Genomic DNA, 19,590 nt, shown 5'->3' with positions numbered 1-19,590 from the left:
ATGAAATGAGCAAACGATAAATTAAAATTAATCTTACTATTTAACTCGGAATAATTCAATGAAAAAACAATAAACCGGCACAACCCAAAGGGTCATGCCGGTTATTTTAGTAGCTGCAAGCCGATAGATGCTTTCGCAGCTTAATCGTTTCTATTCCCGCCAAAAGTACAATGCCGATGCCATGCGTATCATTCAGCAGCCACGACAGCTGGTCTTTATAGTACAGCTTATTGAACGAATACCCCGAGCCTCGGCATACGCCGTAAACATTTCCGTTTTTGTCGATCGCATAACGCGTCAAGCCATCCCAACCCCTCAGCACAGCCTCCACATAAGGAGCTGCCTCTTCCAACCAACCGAAACGGATGCCTCTGGCGAATGCGTAGATGAACATCGAAGTACAGGAAGCCTCCGCATACGATTCAGGATCCGTCAGCACTTGATGCCACAAGCCATGCTGCCCCTGCAAGCGGCTATAACCTTTGCACAGCTCACGGAAAAAAGCCAATAACTCCGGGCGGTCCGGGTGATCATCAGGCGTGACGGCCAACAGCTCCGTTAACGAAAACAGCACCCAACCGTTGCCCCGTCCCCACGGCACGCTATTTCCTTTGCCAAATTTAAAATCGAACACATGATGCATGATGCCTTGCTCAGGGATGAACATCAGCTTTTTATACCGTAAAAACTGATTCGCCGCGTCATCCAGATAAGCTGCATCACCTGTAAGCTCGTAATACTTGCAGAGAAACGGCGTGCTCATATACAAATCGTCACACCAAACTGTATCCTTCATGAAATCGGTCGTTCCCCGCGTTCGATACAACGTCCCGTCTTCCAGCCGGCTTTGTTCTTGCGTGATGTAAAACGCAATGCATTCGGCTGCCGCCTCAGCGCCATCCAACGCTCGCAGTTTGTTTGCCTCCAGCATCGCTGCGCCGAAGGAACCGCAATCATCCAGGCTGTCGATCAGCGTCAGTTGGTGATTCACGCCAGGTGAACCGTATTGCGCCTGGTCCCAACTGCTGTATGCGAACATGGAGGTGCACTGTTCTATATGATCGGCCGCATAGTTCGTGTAATGCGAGTCGCCTAACTCCTGACCTGTTTGCAAGATGCCATAAAGCGTCACGCCTAGCGGATAGTTCCATTTGCCGTAAATGGCATTTTCCAGATAAGGACGTACCCAAGCTCCAGGTAAGTCGGCACGCCAGAATGTGCGCTCTCCTTCTGAGCCAATCGGTGTATGCATGCGAGTCATTGCAGCCCAATCCGGAGCATTTTCAGCCGAGAAAGGCCCTGCGTACAGCCAACCGTCCGTCAGCCCTTCCACCGGATACGGCGGGATTCGCTTCACAGGAGCTGCTTCTTCCCCGCTCACGCTAACAAGTTCCAGGCTTACGCCCCAAATCGGACCCTCGCAAACGGAGCAGGCAACAAGATCATGGACACCAAACGGGATCGAAAGTGTCATCTCGAACAGGCCAGCCGAAGGGCGCTCATTTCTCTCAAATACGGGAGTGCCATTCAAATAAGCGGTCAGAGCACCTTGATACTCACCTGTAAACCTGACCTGTTGCACGCCCGGGTTTCTGTTCTCCAACTTCGTCCACGCATAGGCGAGCTGTCCCAGCTTTTCGCCGTAAATGCGGCTGAAGCATCCGTTGCTCAGATCCTGTGGTGTCCATGCCATTCGCGGAAACCACTCCTCTTGGCCTTGCTCCTCCCCAGCACCAGGCATGACTTCCCATGCCGCTGATTGCGGGCGGCTGTATACCCAACCTTCTTGACCGTCCCGGTCTGCCAATGGAGCAAGCATGTGCATCGGGAAGCCCTTGATGCTTCCTGTTCCGAATTTACCGCCACAGCCGGTTGCGGTTGCCACGAATTCCAGTACGATGTGATTCCAGCCCCGGCCAAGTTTGGCACGGAAAAAGCTGCTCCGGTCTGGAAACACATCCTCATTCAAGTTCGAAGCGAATTGCTGCGTTCCGTTCACGATAACCCGTACAGGACAATAGCAGCTGATACGGAACGGATGGTCGATTTCCCCATCGCTCCACAGCTTCCCCCATACATAGACGAATTGTCCATGTTCCAGCTCCGGCCATCTCTGCGCTAGGTCCATCTCATAACGGTAATCCGCACCGCGTCGGAAGCCTTCCGTCGAATAGATTCGATAAACCGGCGGATGCTTAGGGTTAGCACCGATGAATCTTCCAGCGACAGTGGCCAGTATATGTTCGTCCGACTTCGCTTTACCAGCGATCGATTCGTTTGGTTGAAAATAGGGATTCATATTCTTGTCTGCCTCCATTAAATCGGGATCTCGCCGCCAGGGTACAGCGTGGAGCTGGATAACCGTTTCGGTTGCGGCAGCGAAACACCGGAAGGCTTCTGAGTCACATCATAGGGCTCACTCGCATAAATAGCCATCGTCTCATTATTAAAGATAATGACCTGCTCGGTCCCACTGCCGAACAAATCGGCATGTACCGCATAACCTTCAAGCGGAAACGCAACGACCGCATTCATGTCCCCGTCATATAAGGTCGGAAAAACGCCTCCACCGCGTCGATAAGCCAAAATGTAATCCGCCGCGCCCTTCTCCCAACCGCGGAGAGGTTCAATAATGGTCAGCCAACCGTCTGTTTGGCGATCTTCCTTCCAGATCTCCCGCCCCTCGCTATCCAAAAGAAATAGCGCATCTTTTCCTTTCAAGCCCTTGCCGTCATCCTCGCGCACGAGACGATCGAGGCCTGCGATCTGAAGTCCCGGCATATCGCTGCGGAACCGGCCGAGCGCAATATGCTGCGACTCAATCGAGCCTTCGTAACGCCAAAGCTCTTGGCCGTGGCGATCATACATGACCGTGACACTGCCTCCGATCACTAGCTCCGGTTCCCCGTCACCATTCACATCGCCAATCCAAATACAGTCGGCGTGATCGTCCAAATCCCGGCAGCTCCACAAGAGCTGGCCATTGTGGTCAAGCAGGTCATAACCGGCCATAACCTCATCGAGGTCGTCGCCGTCGAAATCGTAAACCCAAGGGAAATGCCCTGGGTTACCTTCGTGTTTCCACAACAGATTAAACTCGCGATCGAGCGCCCACAGGGTATGGTAGCGGTCTTTCAGGATGATATCTCCTGCTATATCACCGCCTGTCAAATTAGCTACGATAATGCAATCATGAGCATGCTCGCCCGGCAAATCGTGTGATGCTTTTACCTGCCCATTCTGACCGTCCAAGATCACAAATCGATCATCCATTACACACAAAACCTCTAAACGTCCGTCCCCATCAATATCGGCAATTTGCGCCGGATAATCCGACCCTTGGCTTCCCGCTCCGGGATCCGGCTTACCGGTTTGCCAAAGCAAGTTCCCCTCCAAGTCGAACGCGGTCAAGCATTGCACCTGATGGGGAATATACCTCACATCCTGACGGTTGTCAGGATGCACCATAAGGACCTCCATCCTGCCGTCCCCGTTCAGATCGCCGAGCAGCATTTTACAGCGGGGACCCGCTGCTTGAATATTTATTTTTCCAATGAGATGTGGTTCCTTCAATGTTTGTTGCATGCAATATCCCTCCCCTTCATACCTTCATTGTAAAAATGATAACTCTTCCCTACAATGAGACTTTCTTGTCGGGGCTGCCCAGGGAGTTTGCACTTTTTTGTTCCGTTGAAACATTCTTGTTCAAGAGGTTATGTGCTCCGGCTGAGTTCCCGATAACGGGTCGGCGTCATGCCTTCGAGCTTTTTAAAAATACGGTTAAAATAACTGTGCTGATAACCGACCTGATCGGCCACATCGCAGATCTTGATTTCCGACTCGCGCAGCAGTTCTTTGGCTTTCTCCATGCGCAGTTCGGTTAAATAATCAATAAAATTTTTCCCGGTCACCTGTTTAAACGTTTTGCTGAGGAAAAACGGGTTGACGCCGGTATAATCCGCACAATGGTCGAGCGAAATGTCATTCCTATAATTTTGCTGCAAATAAATCATCACTTGCTCGATCATACGTTTGACCTGAGCATCAGAGCGTTCCGTCAGCTCCTTCTGGAACGGGTCAAGGACCTTCTCCTGGAACCACGCCAGGATTCTCCGCGGCTCTCTGATTTGAGAAAGCTGCTCATACAAATTCGTCCCTTTGAACAACCGGTTCGGATTAATGCCCGAAACCATAATGGCGTGCTGAACGCTGCCGAGCAAATGCAGCATGCCCTGCTGCACGTCGATTTCCTTTGCTCCTTTGCCAGATAGCGCATCAAGGAACGAGGCCAGCATGTCATGCGCCTCCTCTTCCCTGCCGGTACGCAGCGCCTGAATCAGCTCCCGCTCCAGCGCAAAGGGGTACTCAGGCTCCGAAACCTCATCGCCACCCAGATGATTCTTCTCCAAATCGATAATTTGATTTACATTTTCAAAATTACGATAACTGACCGCCTGTTTCGTTCTGTCAAAGGCAAGCGGAACATCCGAAATAAGCGACACTGGACGACTGATCACGATAGTGACATGCATTTTCAGAATGCGATTAATGTACTGCGTCAACTCTTCACTAAATATTTCAAAAGCTTCCGCAACAGATTGATTTTCCGGTGTAATAAGCAGCAATCCTGCCGTAAGGTCATGGAAATTGATTGTATCGCTTTGTTCAAAATGTTGAGCGGCCAGCTCTTTGATCATGTTGACAGCCGCAAACGTCACAAGCCCCTCGTCGCCATGGCGGAACGTTCCATCTAGATTTGTCATGCCGACTAATTGGACATACAGCACAGTAAAATGACGATGCCTCACATCCCACTTAAACCGCTCCATGCGGCGAAGCAGGTCTTCTTCGGAGTAATCGTTCAGGTAACCCTGCAGCAGCTGGTGCAAAAAGCTGTCTTTCACATGCGGCAGCTGCTCCTTAAGCTTGGTATTCAGCTCAAGACTCTCCGTGTGCAAGTCTCGCCACTGCTTTTCGATCACGGTAAATTCATCTTCCCGACCGGCCCAATTCGCATGGCTGCCGAGCAGTGTAACGAGACGTTTGACCGGCAAATAAATGCTCCGCGAAGCCAGCCATGAAAGCAGGGCCGCGAGCAGCAAAGCGATCAAACTTACGGTGATGATCAGCTTGGAAATAAACACCACCGGTGAAATAATGTTAGTTATTGGAGAGGCGGATACGTATGTCCAATCGTCGGCAATTCGGGATAAGCTGCCGTAGGAAACCGTGTAGGTCTTCCCTTTGTAATCTAAAAAGAAAGAGCCTTTCGGTGCGCCTGAGGATGCTATTTTTTCCCGCAAAGCCGTGACAAACGGTGAATTGGAAGCGCTTCCGGAAGATGAGACATAAAGCTCGCCTGCATTTTGAAAGACGAAGGTTTCACCTTCATCGTAAGGCGTCATCGTTTTTAACATGTTCGCGATTTTCTCGTTATCGAATCTAAACACTAACACCCCAAAAGGATGCAAACTTCCCCCGGGAATATGGTGAATGAGCGTTAGATCCTTCGTATCCGGATGCGTCGCATCAAAGGACCACTGCGTCCAATAGGTCACATTTTTGCCTTGAATCAGCTTATCGTACACGCCCGATGACGTCTTGTTATCCAGCACAGTATATTCAGGGTTGAAAAGCACGGAGCTCGAACCGCCGACATACAGTTCGGCCTTTTTAACCAGCGCATTGGAGCCCTGCATCGCGATGAGCGTTCTCGTTATATCCTGCGTTCTTTCGAAGTTTCTCACGAAATCAAAGCCGTTCAAGCTGTAGTCGAATTTATTGTCAAATGCCCAATGGGAGAGAAGCAGCTCCAGATTGCTCAATTGATCGTCAATGTTCTGGGAACGCTGCTCGATTTGCCCGTAATGCAGCTGCAGCAGCTCGCTTTCTACTCGCCCGCCGGCTATCCCGTACACCAGCGCACCCATAATGAGCCCCGGAATGCCGGAGACGATAAAAATCATGATCAGGCTTTTTCTAAAAAAGCGGCCTTTGCCGCCGTCCGTCCGGCCCTGCCTGTTGCCGAATCTTGCTTTAACGGTGCTTAAGAGCATGTTTTCACCAACCCATTCTTAAGTTTAGCTTCAAGCGAAGGACACTATAACTTTGAGCATAGTACGGAAAGTTGGCGAGGAGAAGTTAATTTTCAGTGTATTTTCCCTACTTTTCCGACTTTTTACAGCGGCGCTTAGCCGCTATATGCCCAACCGCTACAAGTAAGGGAACTCTATTCCCTTATTATGGTAAAATTAGCGGCTTCCGTAGTTGGAGGGGAACTGCTGGGTCTTATTTCACCTCAAATGGCCAAATAACCACCATCAATGCCGAAATAGCGGCCCCTGGTTCCCTCTACTACTGCAAATCGCTGTTTTGGGCTGAATAGCGTCCTGTAGTTCCGCTAACCTGCCCAGACGTGAGCCAACAGCAACTAGCAAAAAAGACACCCAGGATCCGCTAATTCATTAGCGGGTCCTGAGTGCCTGAGCACTATTTTGCAATAGTCCTAAACTGATTTACTCTTACTTCTTCACAGCCGAATAAAGGTCATTCATTTCCTTCACCAAATCGTCCCCACCTGATTTTTTCCAAGTCTCAAATGCATTTTTCAAACCGGCTTCGTCAGTTTGACCAACAATGAATTTAATGCGCGCATCATTGATAATATTGTCGAGCTGCTGGCCTTTCTGCGAGTAGACTTGGGAGATAAACGGTTCGGCAGGGTTAGCGACGATGAATTGCTCCGCTTCTTTTTGAATTTTTGCCGTTTGCAGACGAAGCGGTGTTTGCTTCACTTTCAAGCCACGATCCTCTGGAATGAACGGCAGCATTTGGTTCAAGCCTTCCACTTCGGATTCCAGAAGCGCGGAATCTTTGCTTGGCACTACAGCGTCGCCTTCTTTAGTATAGTGTTTGCCTTCCAAGCCATAGCCAGCCATCGTAGTAAGCTCCGGCGAGTTCATTTGATCCAGAAACTTCAGCACGCGTTTCACATCGTCTTCCGTTTTCACGGACGACTTCGGAATGGCAAGCAATCCTGCGAAACCGGAGGTTGGCAGCGCCTTAAGGCCATCTTTGCCAGTCACGCCAATCATGTTATCAATATAGTGAATGTCCGGTTTATCCTTGCCTTCCTTCGCAAGCGTTTGGTGAATTTTATCGTCCAAACGAGCCGCATTATCCGTAACGTCAATGATCACGCCGGCTTGGTTATTGACGACAGGGTCATTCCATTTGGCCGAATCAAATACAGCAAAGTCCTGGTTGACCAGCTTCTCATCATACAGCTTTTTCATAAATTTCAATGCTTCCAGATACTCTGGCGTTTGATGCTCCGGCACCAGCTTGCCGTTAACGACACCCCATTTGTTCGGAGCGCCAAACCAGAGCTTCATAATGTCGAAGGAGCTGGCCCATTGGCCGGTCCATTTCACCATGACCATGCCGTACGTATCATTTTTACCGTTTTTATCCGGATCCTTCTCCTTAAACGCTTTCAACATATTGTAGAAATCATCAATCGTTTTGGGCGGCTGCAGGCCGACGGCTTCCAACCAGTCTTTCCGGTAATTAATCCCGTTCCGGCCAAGCGCGCGCCCACGGTAAACACCGTAGTTTTTACCATCAATAGATGAGTTGTTCATAATGATTGAATTCGCCTGGCTCAGGGACGGGAAATCCTTCAAATACTTGCCTACTTCCCAGAAAGCGCCCGACTTCGCTGCATTCACAAAGCTCGGATTTTTCACGTCAGGTACGTAGATGATGCTTGGAAGCTTCCCGGAAGCGAGCGTGATGTTGAATTTATCCGTATAGGATGCGTTAGGTACCCATTCCAAATGGATATTCGTGTTCGTTTTTTTCTCAATTTCCGTCACAACCGGACCATCGTCCTTCGGAAAATTCGTCTTGAAGATCGGAAGCATGATGTTAAGATCCAGCGGAGCTTGCTGCTGGGCTGGCGTAGCTGCAGCCGGCGCTGCAGATGCTGAAGATGAAGGAGTGGTTGCGGCTTCCTTACCTCCGCTGCTGCAGCCAACTATCGTTGTCATAGCTACTGTACTGACGGCTGCGACGGAAATCCATTTTTTCGAATTCTTTTTCATATGATCGCTCCTCCTTTAAAATGGGCAGTCCCCGGGCATGGCCTAAGCTGAATTGCCGAGAAACTGTAAAGATAACCTATCGTAATCCGTTACCCCTTGACCGATCCAATCAGGACCCCCTTGGCAAAATGCTTTTGCAGGAACGGATAGACAAGCAAAATAGGGATGGTGCCGACGACGATAACCGCCATTTTGATGGACTGCTCCTGCTGTTTCACGAACTGCGGATCGACTGAGCTCATATCGCCAGCTGCCATTTGCGAAAGTAGAACAATCTGTCTCAGCATGACCTGAAGCGGCCATTTGGCAGGATCATTGAGATACAACAAGGCGGAGAAAAAGTTGTTCCAGTGGCCAACCGCATAAAACAAGGTGAATGTAGCCAGAACGGGCATGGATAAAGGAAGAACAATGTGCCAGAGAAGCCCCAGCTCGGTGCAGCCGTCAATTTTGGCCGCTTCCTCCAGTTCTTGCGGGAGCTCTTGAAAAAAGTTTTTGACGATGATCAGGTTAAACGCGCTGATAGCGCCAGGAATCATTAGAGCCCAATAAGTATCTAGCATATGTAACTCGCGAATGACGATATAAGTCGGAATCAAACCACCGCCAAAGAGCATTGAGAAAACGACCATGTTTAAAACGGTATTTCGTCCCATAAGCCCTCTTTTGGATAAGGCATACGCCATTGTTACAGTAAAAAACAAATTAACGATCGTACCCAAAATGGTTACGTAAAGCGAAACCCAAATGCTTTTCAAAATCGTATCCGTCGAAAAAATAAATGCGTAAGCCGATAAGGTAAACGTTTTGGGAATCAGGAAAACCGCTCTTTGCGTCAGCTCCGCATCCGATGCGAAGGAACCGGCCACCACATAGATGAAGGGCAGAACGGCCACGATCCCGATGATACTAAGCAGGATATAATTGCTTACGTCGAACAGCGTCCCTGATAAGCTTCTGTATTTTTTATTCAACGCGCCTCTCCTCCTTCACCTAGTAAATGCCGGACTGGCCGAAACGCTTCGCCAGCCAGTTCGCGCCAAGAACAAGAATGACGCCGACGATGGCTTTGAACAAGCCAACCGCTGTACTGTAACTGAATGCGCCTTGCGTAATCCCCATCATATATACGTAAGTATCGAAAACTTCCGCTGATTCCCTGTTCAAAGGGTTCAGCATCAAGAAAATTTGCTCGAAACCGTTGTCCAGAACGTCCCCCATCCGCAGAATGAGGAGAATGATGATGGTACTTCGAATCGAAGGCAGTGTAATATGCCACACCTGTCTGAAGCGATTGGCCCCGTCCATAATGGCAGCTTCATACTGCTCAACATCCACGCCGGCCAGAGCCGCAAGGAAGATGATGGTGCCGAATCCGCATTCCTTCCAAATGGTTTGCATGATAATCATCGGACGGAACCACTGCGGACTAGCCAGAAAATCGATTTTGGCGCCGGTGTATTGCTCCAGCATCTCATTCACAATCCCGCCTTGTGTGGTCAGGAACACATACGTCAAGCTGGCGACGATAACTAATGAAATAAAATGAGGCACATAAATCAGAGTTTGAATCGTTCTTTTGAAAAAGGCCAAGCGAACTTCATTTAAGAGCAGCGCCAGAATGATCGGTGCCGGAAAGAAAAACAGCAGATTATAAAACGAAAGCAAAAGCGTATTGCGAAGCAGCATGAAAAATTCAGGATTTGTGAAAAACACACGGAAATGATCCAAGCCAACCCAATTGCTTTTCCAAAAGCCTAGAAATGGCTGATAGTTCTTAAAAGCAAGCAGCACACCCCACATCGGGACATATTTGAAAATGATAAAATATAGCAATCCCGGAGCTAATAGCACGTACAGCCATTTGTCTTTCAGCAATCGTCCCGTTATGCTTGCACGGCGTTTCGCATGCTCACGGGTACCCGGTTGCGCAATTTCTATTGAATTAGGTGCAGTCACCCGTTTCATCCTCTTCACCTCCAAGAAAGTTGATCGCCTCGCGAGCGGTGTAGATTCAGTATGCGATCATAACCGTTTTCCGCCTATCGGACATTTTTGTAAGCCCTTCCAACCGCTTGCTTGGGCTAAAATCAAGAAAATGCAAATGCGGTAAAAGAGTGAAAACCCCTTTTATTTCCTGGTGCAAACGGCTCAAAAATGTCCGATTGATACCGCTTGGTACTCTGAGCTTTACTGGTTCATGCCTTGCTGCTCCGCTAACGGACACAGATGCTCTTATTCGCGGAAAATGAGGCCTTTGCAGAAGCTAACGGACTCCAGCGCGGCTATTCGCGTGATTTGTGCGTGTTTTGTTAGCCTTTGGAGCTATTAACGGCTCTGGAGTCCGTTACACGCAAAATAAACACTATTTTCCGCTGATAAGGACCGTGGGGTCCGTTAGAGATAAATGGATACGGCGCATCGGTATTCCACACCTATCCCCCAGCCTCTGCCCTCGCCTCTTTGCTGTTTTCACGCACACATCCCCCATGCCTCATACAAATTAAAAACCTGCCGAGTATCGACAGGTCTCCAAATTCAACATGCTATTTAAAATAAGTAGGATATTTATTCCTTAACTCTTCTTTTTCAAATCGAACTCTGCTTAGGTGTTCACTCATAATCTTCTCCGCACGATCCGGGTTTTTCTCGCGAATCGCCAGAATGTTTCAATTAAATCTTCCTGCGCCAATAAAACCAATGCTTCTCGAATAGGCGTTTTGCTCACTTGAAGCATCTCAATAACTTCCTTTTCCGAAATGAGACGGCCAGGTTCAAGCTTTAACTCCATAATATAATGTTTCAGCGTCTGATATACGTGATCTAGTATATCAGACTAGCAAAACCCATAAAAATCGCAGCTAGTTTTCATCCTTGTCTAGCAATTTGATCAGCTGTACGAATTGCAAGCGCGACCGTCGTCAAGGTTTGATTCTCAGCTCCGATGTAAGGCAATGCGCTATTATCGGCCACATAGAGGCCAGTGACGCCATGAATTTGACCGTATGGATTTGCTACGGAAGTATTGGGATCGTCTCCGATTCGGCACGTGCCTGAGTCATGATGCAGATCACCGAGAGGAGTCATGCAAATGGGAGGCCTCCCGTTCTTGGTGACCAAACGTATGCCTGTGTCTTTGGCAATGCGCTTTATCCCTTCCGTCATTTGGCCAACGACGCCCCAATCAGCCTCGCTCAAGGAAAAATGCACTTTGATTTCAGGAACGCCGTAGTCATCAATTTTGTCCGGATTTAGTGTTATCCGATTGTCAAATCTCGGTTCGACTTTGCCGTACCCATAGAAGTTGACCGTGGTTTCATTAGATAAAGGTCTTTCAACGCTAACCGGATACCAGTAGAAGGCTTCGGGGCCTGTCATTAACACGGAATAAAGTGTATCCGGTTTCTGCGGTATCATAATATTCAACGGCCCCCAAGGAATAGGAAAATCAGCAGTTGATATTAATCCTGTCGCTTGCACGAAAGTTTGATTCGTTAGAAAGTGTCCCAATGCCGGGTGCTGAAATCCCGAATGCAAGAGCAGTCGCGGCGTTTCGAAAGTACTCGCGCTCAAAACAACGGTTTTGGCTTTTAGGGTATAAGCGGTTTTATCCGGTGAAACGACCGTAACGCCTGTTACTTTTCCATTATCATGAAGAATCTTTGTGGCGCGTGCGTTAATCGCCAAATCGAACGGCCTCTGGTTCAGAGCTCTGGCAAGTAAGGAAATGGAACTCGTGAACATATCGGTATGGATTTGCCCGAGAGACTGAGGAACAATATCAGCTGCAATTGGAAGAGGGCTTGCTTTTGAATAACCGCGCAACCATAACCTCTCCAGTAAAATTTCCGTGAACGATGCTCCTTCAGCGAAGGCATTTGTGACATTCATGACTTGCTCGGCAATACCATAATAGCTTTCCATCTCATGGATAGGTATTGGCCACTTCGCCAGGTCCCATTCATGTAACCGGGGAGTAAATGCATACCAGAATAACGTTCTGCCACCTAACGCGAAAAGCTGCCTGGCCCCCGGATATTCAGGCAAAGCGCCAGGCAGCGGCTTGGATAAATAACTAAAATAAGCAACAAGACGATCTTGGTTTAACGTCGACAGGTTGCGAGCATGCGTCGGGATGACCTGATCCCCCCGTTCAATGATGCCAATTCGCTTCTTTTCCTTCCTCCATTGTTCGCAGAGTCTCCAGAGCACAGATCCTCCGCCGGCCCCTGTGCCAATGATGAGAACATCATATTCCTGCTGAGCCATCTCAGATAAAGGCGTAAGGGGAATCCAATTGTTCAGCGTTTCTGTTGGTTCAACTGGACAAATCGGCAAGGAATGAACCGAACCAACCTTTGAAGTTCTCAATGCCGTTTCGGAAGGAAGATAGACCGAAATGCCGGTAATGTCTAGATCCGGATGGGGAATATGCGGATTGAATACAATGAGCTCTTCAAGGGGTATAGCGTTTTTCACCGCAATAACTCTAAGTGTTTCCCGTGTGTTCGCGACCCATATTCTCAAAGCCTTTCACTCTCCATCCGGCCTAATCGTGTAACCTGACGTTTCAAGATGTCCTTTGAACTAGTTATCAAAACGTTACGAATGGCGCAGTGTTACCGAAAGTCGGCGCCGCTCCATGAGCGGATGCCGCCCAACGCACACTGTTAGCGATTACCCTCAAAACTTGCTTGTGATAATAGGTTGGATATGCTTCGTGTCCGGGTCTGAAATAAAATATTTTCCCAAGACCGCGCGTGTAGGCGCACCCGCTTCGAAACACTTCACCACCTTCAAACCAGCTTATAAATATAAGCTCTTCCGGCGCTGGTATGTCAAAAAACTCCCCGTACATTTCCTCCGGCTTGAGATCAATATACTCACCGATGCCTTGTGTAATCGGATGGGCAGGATTGACTACCCAGAGTAGTTCCCTTTTCGCATCTTCTCGCCATTTTAAGTCACAAGTGGTTCCCATTAATCGCTGAAATATTTTGGATCGATGTCCGGAGTGAAGTACAATCAAACCCATTCCCTGCAATACTCTTCTTTGAATGCGTGTGACAACTTCCTCAGCCACCTGATCGTGCGCTAGATGCCCCCACCAAATTAGCACATCAGTGGAATTAAGTACCTTCTCGCTCAGTCCATGCTCTTTCTCTTCCAGGGTAGCGGTTCGAATCTGAAATCCATACTCCGCAATCCCCTGTGCAATTGTATGATGAATACCATGAGGGTAAACAGAAGCGATCTTAGGGTCCGTTCTCTCGTGGATAAATTCATTCCAGATCGTTACGCGGACCGGTTCCATTCCATACATCCATCCGTTTCCAATTAATGTTCTCACTAAGAGCCCCCTCCAGCTTAAGTATTCAACTTGCGACATAAACATTTCAGCGTCAATCATATATTGAAATGAATTGTTATTGAAGGATGTGACTTCATTGAAAATTTATGTAGCTGACCGCGGTGATACCTTAACTACATTGTCCAGCCAGTTTCAAATTACACTGGAACAATTACTCGCGAGCAATCCACACGTAACCAATCCCTTTATGGACCTTGCCGGTTTACATATCAACCTATCTGGCACAAGTGAATGGAACAGTACCCATCGAATCAATGCCGCTTTCTGTCCTCCAGTTCACGAGCAATACTTTATGCCGAATTGGATTCCGCTTACGCCCATCGAGCAAATGGCTGCAACGGAATACGATGTTCTTGTTGTTGGATCTGGCGCCGGTGGAGGCGCTGCACTCTGGCGCTTAAGCCAACAGTTGGAGCATGAGGGAAAGCGGATTGGTATTCTTGAAAAAGGAGATCTCTCCCTACCCACCCATGCAGCAAATATTGCTACAATTAACGGAGATAATTTCAGATTGTATGCGCCACCTGAAATAATGGATCCGATCGGGAACAGACTTCCGCAATTTCCTGGCATGAAGCTCGTTTATGCGCTCGGCGGAAGAACCTTGTTGTGGGGAGCGATCTCTCCTCGCATGGCCGCATTTGAATTGGCAAACTGGCCTGTTCCCCTTGAAGAAATGGAGACTTATTACAATATCGCTGAAGAGGTTATGAACGTAACAACTGCCTATACGAAAGGTTCATCTATCACACAAATCCTTCTCCAGCGGCTGCGGGATAACGGATTCCACACAGCTGACGATATTCCTATCGCTGCTGATCTTGATGAAACGCGGTACGGGAAGCTGCATGCTAATGTGTTTTTCAGCTCGATCGTTTTTTTGGCCAAAGCATTAAGTCATCGCTCCTTTGACTTGGCCGTTAATAGCAATGTGACGGAAGTTGTAACGGAAGGAGGAAAAACCATCGGCGTACGGGTGATCACCCCGGATATGCGCTCATATTTCATAAAAGCAAATCATGTCATTCTTTCAGCCAGTGCCCTGCAGACACCGCGCATTCTGCTTAACTCTAAAATACCTGGGAAGGCAATCGGACATTACTTAATCAATCATTCGTACTTGATTGCCACAGCCAATGTCAGCACATTAGGTTTCTATGAACCTCTAGGTGCATTGGGCATTATTATCACCGAATCTGTTGGTCATCCGTATCAGCTTCAGCTCCAAGGCCCTGAACAATTCTTTAACTATCATTACGAGAAAAAACCAGTCAAAGATGATTGGCATATCAGCTTTTTCGGTGCTTCCGGCAGGGTTGAAGCCCGATATGAGAACAAGGTCTATATCGACCCAACCCGAAAGGACCGTTATGGCGTTCCGGACATACAGGTCAATTTTTCATACAGCCCGCAAGACGATGTTATTATGCGCCAAATGTACAAAGCTATCGAAAGGGCTTCCACAGCCATGCAGCTTCGACTTGCCACATTGAATGGCACACAAGCAATCTGCTTAATGTCGCCTGGCGGGGATAACCACGAAGCAGGAACATGCCGAATGGGTGATGATCCCTCTACATCAGCCACAAATCAATATGGTCAAATTCATGGCATCTCTGGTCTTTACATCGCTGACAACAGTGTTCTTCCTTCCATGGGAGCGGTGAATCCAACATTGACGACAGTAGCTTTAGCGATTCGAACTGCTGATTACATCTGCAAGCAAATACGATGACATAGACTCGAGCAATTCGTTTTTTTTCGTCCTTTCCTTTACCCCCAGTGTATGCCTAAACCAAAAAAGCAATGACTGTCCCCTACCTTAATCCTAGAGGAGCTAACTCAATAAATCACATAATTTTCCTTCTTCTTGGAATACTAAGTAACCATATACCTGTTCAGAAGGAAACCGAACTATGGATCTACTAAAATTATTCAAAAAAAATAAACCACCGGTATCCGACAATCATGTCGTTCCGTCCAATTCTGACCCAGCTCCCTTGTCCTTTCAATTGGCAGAGAATCAAGCTTGGTTAGAGAGACGGCTTGCCAATTGTTCCGATATTATTTACCTTGCCAAAAATTTCGGGCCTGATTTAGCGAACGCGGCTCTTATTGTTTATTGCGACTCACTCATTAATGACAAAGAATTAAACTATTTTAAAGATATTCTCGAGGATCTTGTCTTTCATGATATCGAAGTTGAAGCAGATTCTGAGCTCGGGGATGCCTTTTCCTTTTTCGAACACCATGGCGTCACTACAAAAAGTATGAGATTAATTACTCAGTTAACGAGCATAGAAGATTACATCTTAAATGGCCACGTCCTGATTTTTTTTGATCAATGGGATAAAGCACTCAGCTTTAACGCGCTTTCTATCGATGCAAGGCAAATAAGCGAACCTTTAAACGAACCCGTAGTTCGAGGACCCCAAGAAGCAACGGTTGAGAATCTGAGGGTAAACTTGGGGATGTTGCGAAACAGATTAAAAAGCGCTAAATTCAAAATCCAAAAGTTTGTTGCGAGTGGAGAAACACATACGGAGGTTGCCGTTGGCTATTTGGAAGGCGCCGTAAATCCAGAAACATTAACTTTATTTAAAATCAGATTTGATAAAGCGATTCAGGAAGAGATTTTAGAAGTTGCTTATATTGAGGAATTGATCGAGGACTCCACGTATTCTCCTTTTCCTCAATATCGGCATACAGAACGAACGGATACAGCTGTTGCAGCACTTCTTGATGGTAAGATCATTGTCCTTACTTCGGGTTCTCCCTCCATCATGATCTGCCCAGGCCTCTTTGTTGAATTCTTTAGTTCAAGTGAGGACTATTATATTCGTTCCCTCTATACTTCACTCATCCGGCTTCTTAGACTTTCTGCTTTTATCATGGCACTTACGCTGCCAAGTCTGTATATTGCTATTTCAACGTTTCATTCCGAACTAATTCCAACTGTGCTTCTGCTAGCCATTATCGATACACGCGAAGGGATTCCCTTTCCTGCTTTTATCGAAGCGTTATTAATGGAATTCTTCTTTGAAATCATGCGTGAAGCCGGAATACGACTGCCAAGACCTGTAGGATCTGCCGTAAGCATCGTCGGAGCGCTCGTCATCGGACAAGCTGCGATTGAAGCCAAAATTGCTTCACCCATTATGGTGATTATCGTTGCACTGACAGGAATCGCATCATTTTCCTTACCTAATTATAATATGGCCATCGCATTGCGAATCCTGAGATTCCCCTTAATGCTTCTGGCGGCTACACTCGGCGGGTTTGGATTCATGATTGGTTTCCTGTTTATTTTTCTGCATTTAGTGAGTTTACGCTCGTTGGGTCAACCTTATCTAGCTCCATGGGCTCCTTTGCGGGTTGAACAATTAAAAGACGGTTTCTTACGTTTCCCTTTGAAAATTCTGCTCCGCTCTCCGCGAAACAGGCATATGCATAGATCGCCTAGAAAGTGACCGCCGCCACAGAAAGAAGGAAATAACAATGAGAAAGCTAATCGTGCTCACATTATCTGGATTGTTTTTATTTTCTTTAACTGGGTGCTGGAACAAAGCAGAACTGATTGAATACTCCTTTGTACAAGCTGTGGCTATTGATCTGTCAAATAAAGGTCAAGTTGAGCTAACTACACTTTTCTATAAGCCGAGCGGAGCCGGCGGAATGATGAAGCCAAATATTCCCAAGTCCTCTTTCACCATTAAGACTGAGGGCGAGAATGTATTTGATGCCATCCGCGATATTACACTCCACCTCGGACGCAAGGCCAAGTGGGATCACATGCGTGTCATACTGGTCAGCGATGAGGTTGTGAGAAAGATGAATATAGCTGTTGTCCTTGACTTATTTAGACGCGATCATGAACCAAGACCTACCAATGACCTTCTTATAACGAAAGGAAGATCCGAGGAGTTCTTGCATCTTAAGCCTTATATTGAATATACGATTGGACAGCAGTTACACTCGGCAGATGAAGGTTCCTACACGTTTACAGGAAAGACATTAAAAGCGACCATGTTGGACACGCATATCCAAATGAAAAGTGAAACCGGTATAGCCAAAATCCCCTATCTGACGATAGATAAAGTTCACGGAAATGTCCCAAGCGTTGCTGGGGTCGCATTAATTCAGAATGGAAAGCTGGTCGAAATCCTCCCGCCCAAAGAAATTAATGCATTTCTTATGCTTAACCGTAAATTTAAAAGTAGTATAATCACTTCCGCATGCAAAAAGAACGACAATACCATGAAGGAATCATTCGAAGTATCTCAAGAAAATACCAAACTCCAGACATCATTTAAGAATAGTGAAGTAACCGTAAATGTCACAACTAAACTGAAAGGAGCTGTGGGGGAACTAAACTGCACCACGCTCAGCACGGAAGAAGAGGAACAAGTCTTTAAGGAACGAATCAGCCAGCAAGTAAAAAAAGAATTACTTACCGTTATTCATCACCTGCAATCAAGTAAGCTAGATGCCATCGGCATCGGTGATAAAGTTTTTGCACAAAATCCCCGCTTATGGTTCGAATGGAAAGAAAATTGGGGGAGCCATTTCGCCGATATTCGTTTTAATATCCATGTCGAAGTGTCGATTACGAATACGGGAATGAGCGGCGGCATGCCTCTGGCTAAATAAGACAATCTCAGAAAGGACAATTACAATGATGCTAATAAAACTAATTATAGTATTAATTGTATACGTCCCTTTCCTGCTATTTGAATGGCCTCGAATAGTAAAAAGGCCGCCTGTGGAGATCAAGATTTATTTCTTCCTGATCTTATTTTCGTTCTATCTTGGAGCCAATTATATTTTTGAATTAAAATGGCTATATTTGTACGATATCGCTGAATTCGTATTTGGAGTTCCAGCCCAACGAATCGTTGACTACTTAAATGCAGCCCCTCATTAGTGAACCTCTATCAGATGAAAAGGCGGGAACGTAATGAAATTGCAAGAACAGATTAGCGCGGGCCAATTGTCTGTGGTCTTTTTTATATTTTTAACAGGATCTTCCATTATTAATATACCTCAGCCCTTAATCATGTTTGCACGCAACGGATCCTGGATATCCCTTCTAATCTCATGCTCCATTAGCCTTCTTTGCTTAAGTTGCATCTTATACATGCATAATAAATTTCCAAATCTTACTTTTATAGAATACAGCCGTGAAACGGTAGGAAAATGGATGACCTATCTGCTGGCTATCCCATTTATCTCCTTTCAGTTTCATATGGCTTCCGGCATTGTATTAGATATAGGGATTTTTATGACCACTACCATGATGCGGGAGACACCCATCTACGCATTTAATACCCTAATTTTTCTTGTGATTTACGCAACGGTACGAATGGGGATAGAAGTGATAGCACGTATGTTTGTTTTCCTTACTGCGATGGTTATGGTCTATGTGTTCATCATTTTAATACTTGCCAGTATAAATTACGTACCCTCGCACCTAGTACCTGTAATGCCTTATGGGATTAAACCCGTATTACTTGGCGCCTACTTTTCATTTGGCTTTCCTTATGTTGAAATTTTCCTCTTTAGCATGTTACTCCCATTTGTAGCCAATAAACAAAGTAAACGATTGATGAGTGGATTATTTATTGCGCTTGTCATGAATGGCCTTTGTTTGGTTACTGTCACTTTATGTACATTGATGACATATGGCCCAATAGCCGCGGATCGGCGATTTTCGATGTTTCAATTAGCTCGAACCATAGAGCTTTACGATATCATCCAGAGGATTGAGTCACTTATTGGAATTTCATTAATTGTAGCTTCCTACATGAAAGGAACTATCGTTTTATTTGTCTTAAACCTCACATTTACCCATTTACTCAAATTACAAGATGACCGTTTGCTAATCCTTCCATTGTGTGCCATTTGTTGTTTTCTAACATTCAATATCTACGCAAGAGGAGAAGCCTACTGGGCTAAAATGATATCTGTTATTCATCCTTTATGGGGGACCTTCGGATATTTTCTGCCTGTCTTGCTTGTTATGATCGTCTATCTCGTAAAGAGCAAATGGAAGAACGCTTCTACAACGAGTTGATAACCCAAAAACCGATAGCACAAAAAACAGCCCTGTTGAAA

The 19,590-nt window shown here is 46.7% G+C and carries 13 protein-coding genes; 4 read left to right on the top strand and 9 right to left on the bottom strand.

From position 1 onward, the window contains the following. Positions 1–106: 106 nt before the first annotated feature. The 9 genes from AC3WTJ_RS05445 to AC3WTJ_RS05405 all read right to left on the bottom strand — a co-directional run bounded on the left by AC3WTJ_RS05445 (position 107) and on the right by AC3WTJ_RS05405 (position 13,419). Positions 107–2,299 carry a glycoside hydrolase family 88/105 protein gene (locus AC3WTJ_RS05445; protein WP_492520915.1) on the bottom strand — a complete coding sequence of 731 codons (2,193 nt, stop codon included), beginning with the start codon at positions 2,297–2,299 and terminating at the stop codon, positions 107–109. A 17-nt stretch (positions 2,300–2,316) separates the two neighbouring features. Beyond that, the gene (locus AC3WTJ_RS05440) at positions 2,317–3,585 is read right to left on the bottom strand and encodes an FG-GAP-like repeat-containing protein (protein ID WP_492520914.1); all 1,269 of its coding nucleotides are present in this window, start codon (positions 3,583–3,585) and stop codon (positions 2,317–2,319) included. Positions 3,586–3,713: 128 nt separating this feature from the next. After that, positions 3,714–6,056: a helix-turn-helix domain-containing protein gene (locus AC3WTJ_RS05435; protein WP_492520913.1), complete on the bottom strand. Its 2,343-nt coding sequence runs from the start codon at positions 6,054–6,056 to the stop codon at positions 3,714–3,716. Between the two features lie 465 nt (positions 6,057–6,521). Next, positions 6,522–8,105 carry an extracellular solute-binding protein gene (locus tag AC3WTJ_RS05430; RefSeq protein WP_157322391.1) on the bottom strand — a complete coding sequence of 528 codons (1,584 nt, stop codon included), beginning with the start codon at positions 8,103–8,105 and terminating at the stop codon, positions 6,522–6,524. An 89-nt stretch (positions 8,106–8,194) separates the two neighbouring features. After that, positions 8,195–9,079: a carbohydrate ABC transporter permease gene (locus AC3WTJ_RS05425; protein ID WP_492520912.1), complete on the bottom strand. Its 885-nt coding sequence runs from the start codon at positions 9,077–9,079 to the stop codon at positions 8,195–8,197. A gap of 19 nt (positions 9,080–9,098) precedes the next feature. Next, the gene (locus AC3WTJ_RS05420; protein ID WP_492520911.1) at positions 9,099–10,073 is read right to left on the bottom strand and encodes an ABC transporter permease; all 975 of its coding nucleotides are present in this window, start codon (positions 10,071–10,073) and stop codon (positions 9,099–9,101) included. 649 nt (positions 10,074–10,722) lie between these two features. After that, the gene (locus AC3WTJ_RS05415) at positions 10,723–10,935 is read right to left on the bottom strand and encodes a GntR family transcriptional regulator (RefSeq protein WP_492520985.1); all 213 of its coding nucleotides are present in this window, start codon (positions 10,933–10,935) and stop codon (positions 10,723–10,725) included. A 38-nt stretch (positions 10,936–10,973) separates the two neighbouring features. Beyond that, a complete protein-coding gene (locus AC3WTJ_RS05410) occupies positions 10,974–12,632 on the bottom strand; it encodes a GMC oxidoreductase (protein ID WP_492520910.1) in 1,659 nt (552 codons plus the stop codon). Positions 12,633–12,699: 67 nt separating this feature from the next. Continuing rightward, positions 12,700–13,419 (bottom strand): ThuA domain-containing protein, encoded by a 720-nt coding sequence (locus tag AC3WTJ_RS05405; RefSeq protein ID WP_492520984.1) that lies wholly within the window; start codon positions 13,417–13,419, stop codon positions 12,700–12,702. Positions 13,420–13,543: 124 nt separating this feature from the next. On the opposite strand from AC3WTJ_RS05405, the gene AC3WTJ_RS05400 reads away from it, so the two are divergent. From AC3WTJ_RS05400 to AC3WTJ_RS05385, 4 genes are all read left to right on the top strand, one after another. Then, the gene (locus tag AC3WTJ_RS05400) at positions 13,544–15,211 is read left to right on the top strand and encodes a GMC oxidoreductase (protein ID WP_492520909.1); all 1,668 of its coding nucleotides are present in this window, start codon (positions 13,544–13,546) and stop codon (positions 15,209–15,211) included. Positions 15,212–15,392: 181 nt separating this feature from the next. Beyond that, positions 15,393–16,946, top strand: a complete 1,554-nt coding sequence (locus tag AC3WTJ_RS05395) for a spore germination protein (protein ID WP_492520908.1) — start codon at positions 15,393–15,395, stop codon at positions 16,944–16,946. 28 nt (positions 16,947–16,974) lie between these two features. Next, positions 16,975–18,126: a Ger(x)C family spore germination protein gene (locus AC3WTJ_RS05390; RefSeq protein WP_492520907.1), complete on the top strand. Its 1,152-nt coding sequence runs from the start codon at positions 16,975–16,977 to the stop codon at positions 18,124–18,126. Positions 18,127–18,433: 307 nt separating this feature from the next. Continuing rightward, the gene (locus tag AC3WTJ_RS05385) at positions 18,434–19,549 is read left to right on the top strand and encodes a GerAB/ArcD/ProY family transporter (protein WP_492520906.1); all 1,116 of its coding nucleotides are present in this window, start codon (positions 18,434–18,436) and stop codon (positions 19,547–19,549) included. Positions 19,550–19,590 lie beyond the last annotated feature (41 nt).

The sequence above is a fragment of the Paenibacillus sp. FW101-FHT12H11 genome, from assembly GCF_058790355.1.
The sequence above is the reverse complement of the archived record's forward strand: the minus strand, read 5'-3'. Positions and strand labels throughout refer to the sequence as shown.

Coding starts and splice junctions, on each gene's coding strand:
- AC3WTJ_RS05385 (WP_492520906.1), top strand. CDS start 18,434: ATGAAATTGCAAGAACAGATTAGCGCGGGCCAATTGTCTGTGGTCTTT.
- AC3WTJ_RS05440 (WP_492520914.1), bottom strand. CDS start 3,585: ATGCAACAAACATTGAAGGAACCACATCTCATTGGAAAAATAAATATT.
- AC3WTJ_RS05445 (WP_492520915.1), bottom strand. CDS start 2,299: ATGAATCCCTATTTTCAACCAAACGAATCGATCGCTGGTAAAGCGAAG.
- AC3WTJ_RS05390 (WP_492520907.1), top strand. CDS start 16,975: ATGAGAAAGCTAATCGTGCTCACATTATCTGGATTGTTTTTATTTTCT.
- AC3WTJ_RS05435 (WP_492520913.1), bottom strand. CDS start 6,056: ATGCTCTTAAGCACCGTTAAAGCAAGATTCGGCAACAGGCAGGGCCGG.
- AC3WTJ_RS05430 (WP_157322391.1), bottom strand. CDS start 8,105: ATGAAAAAGAATTCGAAAAAATGGATTTCCGTCGCAGCCGTCAGTACA.
- AC3WTJ_RS05420 (WP_492520911.1), bottom strand. CDS start 10,073: ATGAAACGGGTGACTGCACCTAATTCAATAGAAATTGCGCAACCGGGT.
- AC3WTJ_RS05405 (WP_492520984.1), bottom strand. CDS start 13,419: ATGGAACCGGTCCGCGTAACGATCTGGAATGAATTTATCCACGAGAGA.
- AC3WTJ_RS05395 (WP_492520908.1), top strand. CDS start 15,393: ATGGATCTACTAAAATTATTCAAAAAAAATAAACCACCGGTATCCGAC.